At 69.1% G+C, this 15,314-nt stretch carries 15 protein-coding genes; 10 read left to right on the forward strand and 5 right to left on the reverse strand.

Annotated elements, in window-relative coordinates:
• Positions 1 to 149: 149 nt before the first annotated feature.
• The 4 genes from rplU to proB all read left to right on the forward strand — a co-directional run bounded on the left by rplU (position 150) and on the right by proB (position 3,480).
• Positions 150 to 461, forward strand: coding sequence for a 50S ribosomal protein L21 (rplU, locus tag G6N61_RS29365; protein ID WP_163924351.1), 312 nt, complete (start codon positions 150 to 152; stop codon positions 459 to 461).
• Between the two features lie 47 nt (positions 462 to 508).
• Positions 509 to 799 carry a 50S ribosomal protein L27 gene (gene rpmA / locus G6N61_RS29370; RefSeq protein ID WP_163924352.1) on the forward strand — a complete coding sequence of 97 codons (291 nt, stop codon included), beginning with the start codon at positions 509 to 511 and terminating at the stop codon, positions 797 to 799.
• A gap of 93 nt (positions 800 to 892) precedes the next feature.
• Positions 893 to 2,341: a GTPase ObgE gene (gene obgE / locus G6N61_RS29375; protein ID WP_163924353.1), complete on the forward strand. Its 1,449-nt coding sequence runs from the start codon at positions 893 to 895 to the stop codon at positions 2,339 to 2,341.
• 5 nt (positions 2,342 to 2,346) lie between these two features.
• On the forward strand, positions 2,347 to 3,480 hold the full coding sequence (gene proB, locus G6N61_RS29380; protein WP_163925191.1) for a glutamate 5-kinase: 1,134 nt from the start codon (positions 2,347 to 2,349) through the stop codon (positions 3,478 to 3,480).
• Here proB and G6N61_RS29385 read toward each other — a convergent pair.
• Positions 3,477 to 4,106: a TetR/AcrR family transcriptional regulator gene (locus G6N61_RS29385; protein ID WP_163924354.1), complete on the reverse strand. Its 630-nt coding sequence runs from the start codon at positions 4,104 to 4,106 to the stop codon at positions 3,477 to 3,479. The genes proB and G6N61_RS29385 overlap by 4 nt on opposite strands.
• Before the next feature lie 66 nt (positions 4,107 to 4,172).
• On the opposite strand from G6N61_RS29385, the gene G6N61_RS29390 reads away from it, so the two are divergent.
• On the forward strand, positions 4,173 to 5,438 hold the full coding sequence (locus G6N61_RS29390) for a cytochrome P450 (RefSeq protein WP_163924355.1): 1,266 nt from the start codon (positions 4,173 to 4,175) through the stop codon (positions 5,436 to 5,438).
• Here G6N61_RS29390 and G6N61_RS29395 read toward each other — a convergent pair.
• Positions 5,435 to 6,265 carry an NAD-dependent protein deacetylase gene (locus G6N61_RS29395; RefSeq protein WP_235887341.1) on the reverse strand — a complete coding sequence of 277 codons (831 nt, stop codon included), beginning with the start codon at positions 6,263 to 6,265 and terminating at the stop codon, positions 5,435 to 5,437. The two genes, G6N61_RS29390 and G6N61_RS29395, sit on opposite strands and share 4 nt — an antisense overlap.
• Positions 6,266 to 6,319: 54 nt before the next feature.
• On the opposite strand from G6N61_RS29395, the gene G6N61_RS29400 reads away from it, so the two are divergent.
• The gene (locus G6N61_RS29400; protein ID WP_163924357.1) at positions 6,320 to 8,362 is read left to right on the forward strand and encodes an NAD(+) synthase; all 2,043 of its coding nucleotides are present in this window, start codon (positions 6,320 to 6,322) and stop codon (positions 8,360 to 8,362) included.
• 65 nt (positions 8,363 to 8,427) lie between these two features.
• A complete protein-coding gene (locus G6N61_RS29405) occupies positions 8,428 to 9,234 on the forward strand; it encodes a GntR family transcriptional regulator (protein WP_163925192.1) in 807 nt (268 codons plus the stop codon).
• 6 nt (positions 9,235 to 9,240) lie between these two features.
• On the opposite strand, the gene G6N61_RS29410 is transcribed toward G6N61_RS29405, so the two are convergent.
• The gene (locus G6N61_RS29410; protein WP_163924358.1) at positions 9,241 to 10,068 is read right to left on the reverse strand and encodes an enoyl-CoA hydratase/isomerase family protein; all 828 of its coding nucleotides are present in this window, start codon (positions 10,066 to 10,068) and stop codon (positions 9,241 to 9,243) included.
• Positions 10,065 to 10,967, reverse strand: coding sequence for a PfkB family carbohydrate kinase (locus tag G6N61_RS29415; protein ID WP_264077412.1), 903 nt, complete (start codon positions 10,965 to 10,967; stop codon positions 10,065 to 10,067). Before G6N61_RS29415 ends, G6N61_RS29410 begins: the two co-directional genes overlap by 4 nt.
• A gap of 57 nt (positions 10,968 to 11,024) precedes the next feature.
• On the opposite strand from G6N61_RS29415, the gene G6N61_RS29420 reads away from it, so the two are divergent.
• From G6N61_RS29420 to G6N61_RS29430, 3 genes are read left to right on the forward strand one after another with little or no spacing between them, the layout of a single operon-like run.
• Positions 11,025 to 12,272, forward strand: a complete 1,248-nt coding sequence (locus G6N61_RS29420) for a glutamate-5-semialdehyde dehydrogenase (RefSeq protein ID WP_163924359.1) — start codon at positions 11,025 to 11,027, stop codon at positions 12,270 to 12,272.
• A gap of 17 nt (positions 12,273 to 12,289) precedes the next feature.
• Positions 12,290 to 13,177 carry an AAA family ATPase gene (locus G6N61_RS29425; protein WP_163924360.1) on the forward strand — a complete coding sequence of 296 codons (888 nt, stop codon included), beginning with the start codon at positions 12,290 to 12,292 and terminating at the stop codon, positions 13,175 to 13,177.
• An 11-nt stretch (positions 13,178 to 13,188) separates the two neighbouring features.
• Positions 13,189 to 14,631 carry a vWA domain-containing protein gene (locus G6N61_RS29430; RefSeq protein WP_163924361.1) on the forward strand — a complete coding sequence of 481 codons (1,443 nt, stop codon included), beginning with the start codon at positions 13,189 to 13,191 and terminating at the stop codon, positions 14,629 to 14,631.
• Here the strand turns inward: G6N61_RS29430 and G6N61_RS29435 are convergent.
• Entirely contained in the window at positions 14,606 to 15,274 is a 669-nt protein-coding gene (locus G6N61_RS29435) for an SIMPL domain-containing protein (protein ID WP_163924362.1), read from the reverse strand. The genes G6N61_RS29430 and G6N61_RS29435 overlap by 26 nt on opposite strands.
• Between the last annotated feature and the right edge of the window lie 40 nt (positions 15,275 to 15,314).

Consider the following 15,314-nt stretch of genomic DNA (forward strand, 5'->3'; position numbering starts at 1 on the left):
CGCTGGTCACGTAATCTTGAGCAGTTGTCCGTCGGCTTTGCGATGATCCGAGCCGGTGACAGCGGGGCTTCGAACCCGCACCCCCAGACCACGCGAGCAGCTTTCGGGCAGCGCGCGCCCGCAACACAGACGTAGAGGATGACGACACGATGGCGACGTACGCAATCGTCAAGACCGGCGGCAAGCAGTACAAGGTCGCGGTCGGAGACATAGTCAAGGTCGAGAAGCTGGAACTCGAAGCCGGCGCTTCCGTGTCGCTGCCCGTGGCGCTCGTCGTCGACGGCGCGAATGTCACGACCGACGCGAGCGACCTGGAGAAGGTCGCCGTGACGGCCGAGGTGCTCGAGCACACCAAGGGCCCGAAGATCCGGATCCACAAGTTCAAGAACAAGACCGGCTACCACAAGCGGCAGGGCCACCGTCAGAAGCTGACGGTCGTCAAGGTCACCGACATCGCCTGATGTTCGTCCACGCAGACAACACCGACTACTAGTAGGGGAGCAACCACATGGCACACAAGAAGGGCGCTTCCAGCTCGCGCAACGGTCGTGACTCGAATTCGCAGCGCCTCGGCGTCAAGCGCTTCGGCGGCCAGGTCGTCAAGGCCGGCGAGATCATCGTCCGCCAGCGCGGCACGCACTTCCACCCCGGCGTGAACGTCGGACGCGGTGGGGACGACACCCTGTTCGCGACCGCTCCCGGCGCAGTGCAGTTCGGTGAGAAGCGCGGACGCAAGACCGTCAACATCGTTCGCATCGCGCGACCGGGGTCTGACGTCTCCGCCACCTCGAACGCCTAGGGCTCGCACTTCCAACGTCGACGTCGACGTTCTGCAGTGCGGCTCTCGCAGTCGGACTGCAGAACGTAGATTTCGTCTTGGAAAGGAACCCCGATGCCCCGTTTCGTCGATCGCGTCGTCATTCATGCGCGAGCAGGCAACGGCGGTCACGGCTGCGCCTCGGTGCACCGCGAGAAGTTCAAGCCGCTCGGTGGTCCCGACGGCGGTAACGGTGGTCGCGGCGGCAGTGTCGTGCTCGTCGTCGACCCGCAGGTGCACACCCTGCTCGACTTCCACTTCCACCCGCACGTCGTAGCCCCGTCGGGCAAGCAGGGCGCCGGTAGCAACCGTGACGGCGCGGCCGGTGCCGATCTCGAGGTACGGGTGCCCGACGGCACCGTCGTCCTCGACGAGCAGGGGCGACTACTCGCCGATCTGGTTGGCGAGGGAACCCGGTTCGACGCAGCCACCGGCGGACGCGGTGGCCTCGGCAACGCCTCACTGGCATCCCGGGCGCGCAAGGCGCCGGGCTTCGCCCTGCTGGGCGAAGAAGGCCAGACCCGCGACCTCACCCTCGAACTCAAGACCGTCGCCGACGTCGGTCTCGTCGGTTTCCCGTCGGCTGGCAAGTCCTCACTCGTCTCGGTGATCTCGGCGGCCAAGCCGAAGATCGCGGACTACCCGTTCACCACGCTGACGCCGAACCTCGGCGTCGTGTCCGCGGGCGACCACACCTTCACCGTCGCCGACGTGCCGGGCCTGATTCCGGGAGCGTCGCACGGCCGAGGCCTGGGCCTCGACTTCCTGCGGCACATCGAACGCTGCGCGGTCCTGGTACACGTCGTCGACTGCGCGACCATGGAACCGGGTCGTGATCCGATCTCGGACATCGACGCACTGGAGGCCGAACTCGCCGCCTACGTGCCGACGCTCCAGGGCGATCAGACCCTGGGCGACCTGGCCGAGCGGCCCCGCGCCGTCGTGCTCAACAAGATCGACGTGCCCGACGCGCGCGAGATGGCGGACTTCATCCGCGGTGAGATCGCCGAACGCTACGGCTGGCCGGTCTTCGAGGTGTCCGCCGTGAGCCGAGATGGGCTGCGGCCGTTGATCTTCGCGCTGTGGGACATGGTGGCCGCCTATCGCGCAGCGCAGCCCGTTGTCGCGCCGCGGCGTCCCGTGATCAGGCCCGTCGCCATCGACGAGAGCGGTTTCACCGTCAGCTCCGACGGCGACGGCGGGTTCGTGGTGCGTGGCACCCGGCCCGAGCGCTGGATCAGCCAGACCGACTTCGGCAACGACGAGGCCGTTGGTTATCTCGGCGACCGGCTGGCCCGGCTCGGCGTCGAGGACGAACTGCTCAAGCTCGGTGCCCGTCCGGGATGCGCCGTGACCATCGGCGCCGTGACGTTCGATTGGGAGCCGCAGACACCGGCAGGCGTCGACATCACGATGACGGGGCGCGGCACCGACATCCGCATCGACCAGAGTGACCGCATCGGAGCGGCGGAACGCAAGATCGCGCGGCGGGAGCGCCGCAAGCCCGGCAGCGACGACGAGTGACCAGCGTGCACTCCGGCGATCCGGCGCGCTCGGCGCACCGGGAGGCCATCCGCACCGCGCGCAGCGTCGTGGTCAAGGTGGGCACCACCGCACTGACCACCCCGTCGGGCGTGTTCGACGCCGGTCGGCTGGCCGACCTCGCCGATGCCATCGAGTCGCGGATGCAGGCCGGGTCCGACGTCGTCATCGTCTCCTCGGGTGCCATTGCCGCTGGCATGGAACCGCTGCGGCTGACGAAGCGACCCGCCGACCTCGCGACGAAGCAGGCAGCGGCCAGCGTCGGGCAGGTCGCGCTGGTCAACGCGTGGAGTTCGGCGTTCGGCCGCTACCGGCGCACCGTCGGGCAGGTGCTGCTGACCGCGCACGACATCGCGATGCGCGTGCAACACAACAACGCTCAGCGCACTCTGGATCGGCTGCGGGCCCTGCACGCCGTGGCCATCGTGAACGAGAACGACACCGTGGCCACTAACGAGATCCGGTTCGGCGACAACGACAGGCTCTCGGCTCTGGTGGCGCACCTCGTCGGAGCCGACGCGCTGATCCTGCTCTCGGACATCGACGGCCTGTACGACGGTGACCCCCGCAAGGCGCCTGCAGACGATCCGGCGCGCTTCATCTCCGAGGTGGCGGCGCCCGACGATCTGGACGGTGTCGTCGCGGGTGGTGGGAGCAGGCTCGGTACCGGCGGGATGGCGTCCAAGTTGTCCTCGGCGCTGTTGGCAGCCGACGCGGGCGTACCCGTGCTGCTGGCCGCTGCCGCCGACGCGGCGACGGCGTTGGCCGATGCCTCGGTGGGCACGGTCTTCGCCCCGCGATCGGAACGGATGACGGCCCGGCGGTTCTGGGTGCGCTACGCCGCCGAATCGGCCGGCGTACTGACCCTCGACGACGGTGCGGTGCGCGCAGTGCTCGACCGACGCCGGTCGCTGCTGCCCGCGGGCATCGTCGCGGTCTCGGGCCGCTTCCACGGCGGCGACGTCGTCGAGTTGCGCGGAACCGACGAGGTGACGGTGGCGCGCGGCGTCGTGGCGTACGACGCGGGCGAACTGTCGGGCATGGTCGGTCGGTCGACCTCGGACCTACCCGCGGAGATGCGCAGGCCGGCCGTGCACGCCGACGATCTGGTCGCCGTCTAGGGCGACTCCAAGTACAGCGTGCTCCAGAGGATTTGGGTGAGCGTGTTGGCCAGGTCGGCGTCGTAGGTCGCCGGTCGGCCCGGCAGGGTCTGTTGGCACGCCCGTTCGACCATCCACGTGAGCGTGGTCGCAGTCGGTTCGGGTTCCAGGCCGGCGCGAATGGTGCCGTCCGCGCGGCCCGATTCGATGACCTCGGCGAGGCGATCGGCGATCTGGGTGATGAGATCGGTGTACGTGGCGCCCACCTGCGGGTCGTAGGCGGACATCTCGTTCAACGCGACGAGTAGCTGTTGGTGGCGGCGGAAGGCCGCGATGATCGCCGTCATCGCGGCGCGGGCGTCGGCGGGGTCGTGCCGTTCCGCGACGCTCCACCAGCGGGCGGCACCCGCGGCGAGGTCGCCGAACACCTGGTCCGCCAACCGGCGCAGCAGGTGGCCCTTGTCCTCGAAGTAGACGTAGAAGCTGGCGCGGGAGATGCCCGCCTCGGTGGCGAGCCTGTCGACGCTCAGCTCGGTGAAGCTCGCGCCGCCACCCATCAATCGATCGGTGGCGTCGAGCAGTTGACGCTCGATGCGCTCGCGGCGCTCTTGCCTTTTCGCCTGCGGTTTGCGGGTGACGGACGGCATCGCCCCAGGTTAACGGAGGCGTCCACACCTTGACTAGACATAGTGCCCAGACTTATTGTCTGGCCTATGACTGTGTTGCCGCTCACATCTCCCACTCGCGCGTACGACCCGATCGACCTGTCTTCGCGGGCGTTCTGGTCGACCACCGCCGCCGACCGCGAGAAGACCTTCGCCGTGCTGCGCGCCGACCGCCCGGTGAGCTGGCATCCGCCGGTCGAGGACGCGCTGATGCACGATCCGTCCGACCGTGGCTACTGGGCCGTCACGCGGCACGCCGACATCGTCACCGTCAGCCGCGACAGCGAGACGTTCCTGTCCGGCAAGGGCGTGCTGTTCGAGAACGTGCCGGAGGAACTGCTCGAGGCCTCGCAGTCCTTCCTCGCCATGGATGCACCGCGGCACACCATGCTGCGCAAGGTCGCGCACGCCGCGTTCACCCCGCGTCAGGTGCGGCGCATCGAGGACTCGATCGGGGACAACGCGCGGGCGGTCGTTGGCGAACTGCGCGCCGCGGGAACGGGTGCCGACTTCGTCGAGCACTGCGCGAGGGAACTCCCGATCCGCACGCTCTCGGACATGGTCGGCATCCCGGAATCCGAGCGCGCTCAGGTGGCAGAGGCCGCCGACGCCTTGGTCTCCTGGGGTGACCCGGTGTACCTGGCCGGGCGCAATCCCCTCGAGGTGCTGATCGGCGCCCAGATGTACCTGCACCAGGTGGCGGGTGCGCTCGCCGCGGATCGCCGCGCGAACCCCGGCGACGATCTGATCAGTGCCCTCGTCCACAGCGAGGTCGACGGCGATCGCCTCACCGACGCCGAGGTGGCTGCCTTCTTCGTCCTGCTCGCCGTTGCGGGCAACGACACCACGCGACAGACGGCCAGTCACGCCGTACGGGCTCTGACCGAGTTCGGCGACCAACGGGCTTGGCTGGCAGCGGACTTCGACGACAGGATCGGCAGCGCCGTCGAGGAGTTCGTCCGGTGGGCGACCCCCGTGATGACATTCCGGCGCACGGCTGCCGTGGACGTCGAACTGGCTGGCGAGAAGATCGCGGCGGGGGACAAGGTCGTGATGTTCTACGCCTCGGGCAACTTCGACACGGGCGTGTTCGACGCACCCGGTGTGCTCGACCTCGGCCGCAAGCCCAACCCGCATCTCGGCTTCGGCGGCGGGGGAAGGCATTTCTGCCTGGGCGCGCACGTCGCCCGCGCACAGCTGCGGGCGCTGACCCACGAGCTGATCACCCAGCTGCCAACCATCACCGCTGGCACACCGGATTACCTGCAGGGCAACTTCGTTCACGCGATCCGATCGATGCCGGTCACGTTCTAGCGCGCGGCTGTCACCAGTTCGTCGGACAGCAGTGCGAGCAACTCCGAGCAACCGCCCTCGACCTTCACCGAGGCGAGCGGGTCACCACGGGTCGCTCCCCGGTTCAGGATCGCAATCGGCTTGCCTGCCGCCGCCGCATGCCGGACGAAGCGCAGCCCCGAGAACACGGTGAGCGAGGAACCGGCGACCAGGAGTGCCTCGGCGTCGTCGACGAGCGAGTACGCGCGCGCCACACGGGGTTTGGGCACGCTCTCGCCGAAGTAGACGATGTCGGGCTTGAGCATGCCGCCGCACCTGGGACAGTCGACGAACCGGAACGACGCGGTGTCGTCGACGCGCGCGTCGGCGTCGGGCGCCACGGCGATTCCACCCACCCGTTCGGCGCGTTCGATGAAGCCCGGGTTGAGCGCCTCCAGCTGCTCGGCGAGGTCGGCGCGCGACAGCGTGAAGCCGCATGCGAGACAGACCACCTGCGCGTAGGTGCCGTGCAGGTCGACCACGTTGCGACTGCCTGCCTTGGTGTGCAGCAGGTCGACGTTCTGGGTGATGACGCCGGTGACGACACCTGCCCGCTCAAGGGCCGCCAGGGCACGGTGACCGGCGTTGGGCAACGTCTCCGCCATGTGCCGCCACCCGATGTGGTTGCGCGCCCAGTACCGCTGGCGGAACTCCGCGTCGGAGGTGAACTGCCGGATGGTCATGGGGTTGCTCGGCGGTGAGTCGGGGCCACGGTAATCCGGGATGCCGGAGTCGGTGGACATTCCGGCGCCGGTGAGCACGGCGACGCGTTGGCCCGCGAGCAGGCTGATCAGTTCGGGGCCTTCCACCCCGTCCAGGATAGGCCGTGCATGATTCAGTCGGTTCGCGGGCAACAATGAGGCATGAGCTTCTACTCCGCTTACCGTCACGGGTTCGTGCGGGTCGCCGCGTGCACCCATCACACGACGATCGCCGACCCCTCGGCCAACGCCGAGTCCGTGCTGCGCATCGCGCGTGAGTGTCACGAGGACGGCGTGGGCCTGGCCGTGTTCCCGGAGTTGACGCTGTGCGGGTACTCGATCGAGGACATCGTGATGCAGCAGGCACTCCTCGATGCTGCCGAGACGGCAGTCGCGGAGACCGTGGCCGGCTCGGCGGAGCTTCTCCCCGTGCTCGTCGTGGGGGCTCCACTGCGCTACCGCAACCGCATCTACAACACCGCCGTCGTCATCCACCGAGGCACGGTGCTGGGCGTAGTGCCCAAGTCCTACCTGCCGACGTACCGCGAGTTCTACGAGCGCAGGCAACTCGCGCCCGGCGACGACGTCAGCGACGTGATCCGGTTGGCGGGCGTGGACGTGCCGTTCGGCCCCGACCTGCTGTTCGCCGCCGCCGACCTACCGAACTTCGTCCTGCACGTCGAGATCTGCGAGGACATGTGGGTGCCGATTCCCCCGAGCGCAGACGCTGCGCTGGCCGGGGCGACGGTGCTGGCGAACCTGTCGGGCAGCCCCATCACCATCGGACGGGCCGACGACCGCAAGATGTACGCCCAGTCGGCGTCGTCGCGCTGCCTGGCGGCCTACGTGTACGCGGCGGCGGGGGAGGGTGAGTCGACCACCGATCTGGCGTGGGATGGCCAGACCATGATCTACGAGAACGGGACGCTGCTCGCCGAATCCGAACGGTTCCCGAAGGACGTCCAGCGGTCGGTGGCCGACGTGGACGTCGACCTGCTGCGGGCCGAGCGGCAGCGGATGGGGACGTTCGACGACAACCGGCGCCACCACGGCGCGCGGATCGACGCGTTCCGGAAGGTCGAGTTCGTGCTCGACCCGCCGACCGGCGACATCGGTCTGCGCCGAGAGGTGGAGCGGTTCCCGTTCGTGCCATCGAATCCCGAACGGCTGGAACGGGATTGCTACGAGGGCTACAACATCCAGGTCGCCGGGCTGGAGCAGCGGCTGCGGGCGCTGAACTTCCCCAAGATCGTGATCGGGGTGTCGGGCGGACTCGACTCGACCCATGCCCTGATCGTGGCGGCCAAGGCGATGGACCGCGAGGGTCGCCCGCGCAGTGACATCCTCGCGTTCACGCTGCCCGGCTTCGCCACGGGCGACCGCACCAAGGGCAATGCCATCGAACTCAGCGAGGCGCTCGGGGTGACGTTCGCCGAGATCGACATCCGCGAGACCGCCACCCGGATGCTGACCGAGATGGATCACCCGTTCGCCCGGGGCGAGAAGGTCTACGACGTCACCTTCGAGAACGTCCAGGCGGGCTTGCGCACCGACTATCTGTTCCGGCTGGCCAACCAGCGCGGCGGCATCGTGCTGGGTACCGGTGATCTCTCCGAGCTGGCGCTGGGCTGGTCCACGTACGGGGTCGGCGACCAGATGTCGCACTACAACGTCAACGGCGGCGTGCCGAAGACCCTGATCCAGCACCTGATCCGGTGGGTGAGCAATTCCGGTCAGTTCGACGACCGGGTGAACACCGTGCTGCGGTCCGTCCTCGACACCGAGATCACTCCTGAACTGGTACCCGCCGGCGAGGACGAGGAGATCCAGAGCAGCGAGGCCAAGGTGGGACCGTATGTCCTGCAAGACTTCTCACTGTTCCAAGTGCTGCGCTACGGTTTCCGCCCGTCGAAGGTGGCCTTCCTCGCCTGGCACGCCTGGAGCGACGCCGGCCGCGGTGACTGGCCGGCCGGCTACCCCGAGGACGACCGCCCCGAGTACCCGCTGTCGGAGATCCGCCGCTGGCTGCAGGTGTTCGCGCAGCGGTTCTACTCGTTCAGCCAGTTCAAGCGCTCCGCGCTGCCGAACGGTCCCAAGGTGTCCGCCGGCGGATCGTTGTCTCCGCGCGGCGACTGGCGGGCCCCGTCGGACATGTCGGCGAGGATCTGGCTCGACGAGATCGAACGCGAGGTGCCCGAGCACTGACATCGGTGACAGCCGCCGCCCTGGATCGGGGACGCGGCGACCTCGAGCATGCGAAGATCACGGCGATGGGTCGGGGCGGGAATGGTGAGGCGCGCGTCAGCGCGTCTGCTGGCGTGCCCCTACACCGCCAGCTGTACCTGGTGTTGCACGACGAGATTGCCCGCGGCGCCGTGGGGTCGGGGGAGGCGCTGCCCACCGAGCAGTCGCTGTGCACCCAGTTCGGCGTCTCACGGATCACCGTGCGTCGAGCGCTCGCCGACCTCGCAGAGGCGGGTCTGATCGAACGCAGGCACGGCGTCGGCTCGTTCGTCGCGGACAACGCGACGGCGCGCGCGCACGATCCGGCGGCGTCCTACATGGACGGGCTGCGGCAGATCGAGTTCGAGACCGAGGTCGAAGTCCTCGAGTTCGGCGTCCGCGCGGCGCCCGCCGCCGTCGCCGAGCGGCTCGGCGGACAGCGCCGCCTGCTGCAGGTGCTGCGACTGCGCCGCGAGCGCATCACGCGGGAACCGTGCATGGTCACCGAGGTGTGGCTGCCGGAACACCTCACCGAGACGGTGACCGAGCCGGCGCTGGCCGGCACCTCGCTGTTCGAACTGCTGTACGGCGCAGGGGTGGGGATCGACGGGGTCGACCACGAACTGACCGCCGAGGTGGCGGGACCGAGGATCGCCAACCTGCTCGACACCGCGATCGGCGCTGCGGTCATTCGGGTGAACTCCGTGGCGCACGCGACCGGACGGCCGCATCACTTCCTCTCCGTCGCGTTGTCGCCCAGCAGGAGTCGCGTGCTGCTCAGTCAGTCCGCTGCCGACTTCGAGTCAGGCATCGGGATGGCGATCGCCCACGACGTACGCAGGCCAAGGGTCTGAGCGCAGCTACAGCCTGCCCTCGGTGCGCAGGTCGGGGTGCACCCACTCGGGGGCCCGGCGCTGCTTGAACGCCACGAAGCCCTCGACGGCCTCCGGTCCGCTGTAGGAGGCCTTCATGCCGATCCGGTCGAACAGCCCCATGTAGTTGTCCAGGCTCGACTTGACCACCAGACGCGCCTTGGGCGCCGTGCGGCAGCACTGCGCGAGAACGTCGCGCGCCACTGCACCCAGGTCGTCGTGCGGCACCACCCGCGCCACCATGCCCCAGTCGACTGCTTCGCGAGCGTCGAGCGTGCGACCGGTGAACATCAGGTCGCGGGTGCGCACCGGGCCGATCATCCGGGCCAGCATCTGGCTGTAGTACGTGTCGGCGATCCCGCGGTAGAGCTCCGGTACGCGGAACGTCGCCCGATCGCTCACCACCGCCATGTCGCTGCACATCGCGATCTGCAGGCCGCCGCCCTGGCACAGTCCGTTGACCGCCGACACCACCGGCTTCACCGACTGCCGCAAGGTCTCGAACGGCGTGACGTCCATCGACAGCGCCGGGCCGAAGGACATCCAGTCGTCGACGCCGTCACCGCCGCCGAGGTCGCCGCCGGGCGCGAACACGTCGCCGGTGCCGGTGATCAGCAGACCCGCCAGATCGGGGTCGTTCTCGACGTGGGTCACCGCGTAGCGGATGCCGAAGTACATGGCAGGCGTCATCGCATTGCGTGCCTCGGGTCGGTCCAGCGTCACCACCCCGAACGGGCCCTCCCTCTCGAAGCGCAGGAAGGGGGTGCCCAGCCAGTCGCCGTCCGGCGGGCGGGGAATGTTCTCGGTGGCGGTCATGCTCCTCCTCGTTCGGGACTGGCGGTCTCGGGATCGGTGGTCTCGAGCACGTCGTCGACGGCCTCCTCGGTCGGCGCGCAGTCACCCGCACCGGGCACCAGCGTGGCCAGCGCACCGGCAGCGCATGCCCGGCGCAGCGCCACCTCCGGCCCGAGGTGCCAGCCCGCGGCGAGCACGCCCGCGAAGACGTCACCGGCTCCCGTGGTGTCGATCGCCTCGACCGCAGGCGCCCCGACGGTGACGCGGGCATCGGTCGTGCGGTACTCGGCGCCGTCGGCTCCCCGCGTCACGACCAGATGATCGACGGGCCAATGCCACTCACGTGACTCCGCGTCGTTGACGATCACGACGTCCACGGTCGACGCCAACCGTTCGAGATCGGCGGGTGACCCGACGGGCGACGCGTTGACCATCACCACCGCGCCTCCCGCCCGGCCCAGCCGCGCCGCGGCCAGGACGGTGTCCACCGGAATCTCCAGGGACAGCAGCACCACGTCGGATGCGGTGATTGCGTCGCGGACGGCAGGCGAGGAGAGATGCAGGTGGGCGTTGGCGCCCGGGGCGACGACGATCAGGTTCTCGGCGCCGTCGTCGACGACGATCACGGCGGTACCGCTGGCGCCCGGCAGGGTGAGCACGCCGTCCAGTCCCACGTCGTTGCCGCTGAGATGGGCCCGCAGTTTGGCCGCGGCGTCGTCGTCGCCGAGAGCGGCGACCAGATCGACGGACGCGCCCGCGCGCGCTGCGGCGACGGCCTGGTTGCCGCCCTTGCCGCCGGGCGACCAGGTCGTGGATGCCGCCAGCACGGTCTCTCCGGGGCGCGGCAGCGATCGAACCCGCATCGACTGGTCGAGGTTGACGCTGCCCACCACGCACACTCGATTGCCCGACGTTGTCACGGGCCATACCGTAACCCCGACCGGGCCCGACCTGCGTTACCTCGATACGCTGGCCTGATGAGCGTGCATGCCCCCGCCGACACCGACCTGCGCCAGCAGGTCCACGACGCGGCGCGCCGCGCCAGAGTCGCCGCACGCACCCTCGGCACGCTGACGTCGGCGACCAAGGATCGGGCGCTGCACGCCGCGGCGGACTCGGTGCTGGCATCGGTGGGCGAGGTGCTCGCCGCCAACGAGGTCGATCTGGACGTCGCCCGCGCCGCAGGCACCCCGGCAGCGATCCTGGACCGCCTTGCGCTCAACCCGCAGCGCGTCGACGGCATCGCGGCTGGACTGCGCCAGGTCGCCGGGTTGCCCGATCCTGTCGGGGAGGTCCTGCGCGGCCGCACACTGCCGAACGGACTGCGGATCCGCCAGCAGCGCGTGCCCCTCGGCGTCGTCGGCATGGTCTACGAGGGCAGGCCGAACGTCACCGTCGACGCGTTCGGGCTCACGCTCAAGTCCGGCAATGCCGCTCTGCTGCGCGGCAGTTCGTCGGCGAGGCACTCCAACGAGGCGCTCGTCACCGCACTGCGCGCCGCGCTGGTGGCCGAGGGTCTGCCCGCCGACGCCGTTGCGCTGCTGCCCAGCGAGGACCGCGCCACCGTCACCCACCTCATTCAGGCCCGCGGCCTGGTCGACGTCGTCATCCCCCGCGGAGGCGCGGGACTGATCGACGCCGTCGTCCGCGACGCGCTGGTCCCGACCATCGAGACCGGTGTCGGCAACTGCCACGTGTACGTTCACGCGGCGGCCGACCTCGACGTCGCCGAACGCATCCTGTTGAACTCCAAGACGCGCAGGCCCAGCGTGTGCAACGCCGCCGAGACGCTGCTCGTCGACGCCGCGATCGCCGACCGCGCGGTGCCGAGGTTGCTCGACGCACTCCGGAACGCGGGTGTCACCGTGCACGACGACCCGAGCGAAGACGACCTGCGGGCCGAGTTCCTGTCGATGGACATCGCGGTCGCCGTGGTGGACGGCATCGACGCGGCCATCACCCACGTCAACGAATACGGCACCGGCCACACCGAGGCCATCGTGACGACCGATCTCGCTGCCGCAGAACGATTCACGGGGGAGGTCGACGCCGCGGCCGTGATGGTCAACGCGGCAACGTCGTTCACCGATGGCGAACAGTTCGGCTTCGGCGCGGAGATCGGCATCTCGACGCAGAAGCTGCACGCCCGCGGGCCCATGGGCCTGCCCGAACTGACCTCGACCAAGTGGGTGGTGTGGGGAGACGGCCACATCCGCCCCGCCTGACAGGAGTCCAACCGACCATGAGCACCTCTGCCCAACCGGTCCCGCTGTTCACCGACATCGACGACGTGGCGACCCGCCTCGCCGAGACCGGGTACCTGCCCGACACGGCGACGGCGACGGCCGTATTCCTCGCCGACCGGCTCGGCAAGCCGCTGCTCGTCGAGGGCCCGGCGGGCGTCGGCAAGACCGAACTCGCCCGCGCGGTCGCTGCCTGCACGGGTTCCGAACTCGTTCGCCTGCAGTGCTATGAGGGCGTCGACGAAGCCCGCGCACTCTACGAGTGGAACCACGCCAAGCAGATCCTGCGCATCCAGGCGGGCAACGCCGGCGGCCAGGGCGATTGGGACCAGACCAAGATGGACGTGTTCAGCGAGGAATTCCTGCTGACCCGTCCGCTGCTCACGGCGATCAAGCGCACCGATCCGACCGTGCTGCTGATCGACGAGACCGACAAGGCGGACATCGAGATCGAGGGTCTGCTGCTCGAAGTGCTGTCCGACTTCGCGGTCACGGTGCCCGAACTCGGCACCATCAAGGCCGAGCGGCCGCCGTTCGTGCTCTTGACGTCGAACGCCACCCGGGAACTCTCCGAGGCGCTCAAGCGGCGATGCCTGTTCCTGCACATCGACTTCCCCGACCCGGACCTCGAACGCCGCATCCTGCTGTCCAGGGTGCCCGAGCTGCCGGAGCGCCTTGCCGAGGAACTGGTCCGCATCATCGGCGTGCTGCGCGGCATGCAGCTCAAGAAGGTGCCGTCGGTCGCCGAGACCATCGACTGGGGTCGCACCGTGCTCGCCCTGGGCATGGACACCATCGACGATGCGATGATCGCTGCCACGCTTGGCGTCGTCCTCAAACACCAGTCCGATCAACAGCGTGCATCCGGCGAACTCCGGCTGAACTGAGGAGTGCTCCGATGGCCGCCCGTCGCACCCGACCGCCCCAACCGCTTGCCCCGCATGGCATTCCGGGCCACCTCGTCGAGTTCGTCGAGGCGCTGCGCGGGGTCGGGATAGCGGTCGGGCCGTCGGAGACCGTCGACGCCGGGCGCGTGATGGCGACGCTCGGGCTCGGCGACCGCGAGGTGCTGCGAGAGGGTCTGGCGTGCGCGGTGATGCGGCGAGCGGAGCACCGCGAGACCTACGACGCGATGTTCGACCTCTGGTTCCCGGCGGCGCTGGGCGCCAGGACGGTGGTCGACGACGACAGCGCCGACGACGAGTCGGACGGTCCGCCGCCGCAGGACATCGAGGGCCTGCGCGATGCGCTGGTGCAGATGCTCACCGACAACCCCGATCTGGCCAACGTCGACGACCGGCTCGCCGCGATGATCGCCCAGATCGTGGAGTCGTTCGGCCGCTACAACTCCAGCCGCGGTCCGTCCTACTCGTCGTATCAGGCTCTCAAGGCGATGGCGCTCGACGAACTGGAGGGCAGGCTGCTCGCCGGCTTGCTTGCCGGATACGGCGACGACCCGACGCCCACGCAGCAGGAGATCGCCAAAGCCCTTGCCGCCAAGCGCGTCTCGCAGCTGCGGCGCATGGTGGAGGGCGAGACCAAGCGTCGCACCGCCGAGCAACTCGGCCGCGAACACGTCCAGATGTACGGCATTCCGCAGCTCAGCGAGAACGTGGAGTTCCTTCGAGCGTCCGGCGAGCAGCTCCGCCAGATGCGGCGCGTGGTCGCACCGCTGGCACGCACACTCGCCACCCGGCTGGCCGCGCGGAGACGCCGTGCCCGTGCCGGTGAGATCGACATGCGCAAGACGCTGCGCAAGTCGATGTCGACCGGTGGCGTGCCCATCGACGTCGTGCTGAAGAAGCCGCGCCCAGCCCGGCCCGAACTGGTCGTCCTGTGCGACGTGTCCGGTTCGGTTGCGGGGTTCAGCCACTTCACGCTCATGCTCGTCAGTGCGCTGCGCCAGCAGTTCTCCCGCGTGCGGGTCTTCGCGTTCATCGACACCACCGACGAGGTCACCGAGCTGTTCGGCCCGGAGGCCGACCTCGCGGTCGCCGTGCAGCGGATCACCCGCGAGGCCGGTGTCTACACCCGTGACGGCCACTCCGACTACGGCCACGCGTTCGTGTCGTTCCTCGACAAGTACCCGAATGTGCTCTCGCCGCGCAGTTCGCTGCTGGTGCTCGGCGACGGCCGCAACAACTACCGCAACCCCGAGGTCGATCTGCTGACCCACATGGTGAAGGCCAGCAGGCACGCCCACTGGCTCAACCCCGAGCCCAAGCACCTGTGGGGTAGCGGGGATTCGGCGGTACCGCGCTACGAGGGCGTCATCACGATGCACGAGTGCCGGTCGGCCAAGCAGCTCGCCGGCGTCATCGACCAGCTGCTGCCGGTCTAGCCGACGCGGTGAACACCGCCTTGACATCGACTCCGACGCGTATGTGCCGGGGTCTCAGATGCCAGTCGTCCACCTCCGACTGTCGGACCCGGTTGCTGGTCGTGACCTCGTCGGAGGCATATCGGTGCCGATCCTCTACCTGGCGGGCGGCCACCCGCCCCAGGTCGAGTGCGTCTGCGTAGTCCTGAGCGCGCTGCACGGCATCGCGAACCGCCTGCATCCGCGCATCGCGCTCGATCTCGCTGCGCCGCGCAGCGGTCAGTGCCCAATCGATGGTCTGCACGCGTAGCGAGTCGACGCTCGCGGTCCACCAGATCCACTTGCTGAGTGCTTCGAAGTCGGAGAACTTGACCTCGAGTTGGGCAGCCGCCGTGAAGACCGTGCGAGGGGGTTCGTCCTCCTGGTCGCGGACCCGGTAGCTGCTCCTGCGTATCTGGTCGATGGCGAACCACGTCACCGGGCCGCTGCTGGGGTCGTACATCTCGTCGATCGACTGTCGCACCCAGTGCAGCTCGACCGACATAGCCTCGAACACGGCGTCCGGCCTCGGCCCATTCAGATCGATGGAGGCCGACACGGTGGCCCGTTGAGGGCGTTCCGAGATGGTGTGGTTGGCAGCTACGGTGATCTGTACGTCCGTCACTTCGTAATTATACGGACCGGCACCGACACGTTTGCCCGAT

This window comes from Mycolicibacterium arabiense, assembly GCF_010731815.2.
GTDB lineage: Bacteria > Actinomycetota > Actinomycetes > Mycobacteriales > Mycobacteriaceae > Mycobacterium > Mycobacterium arabiense.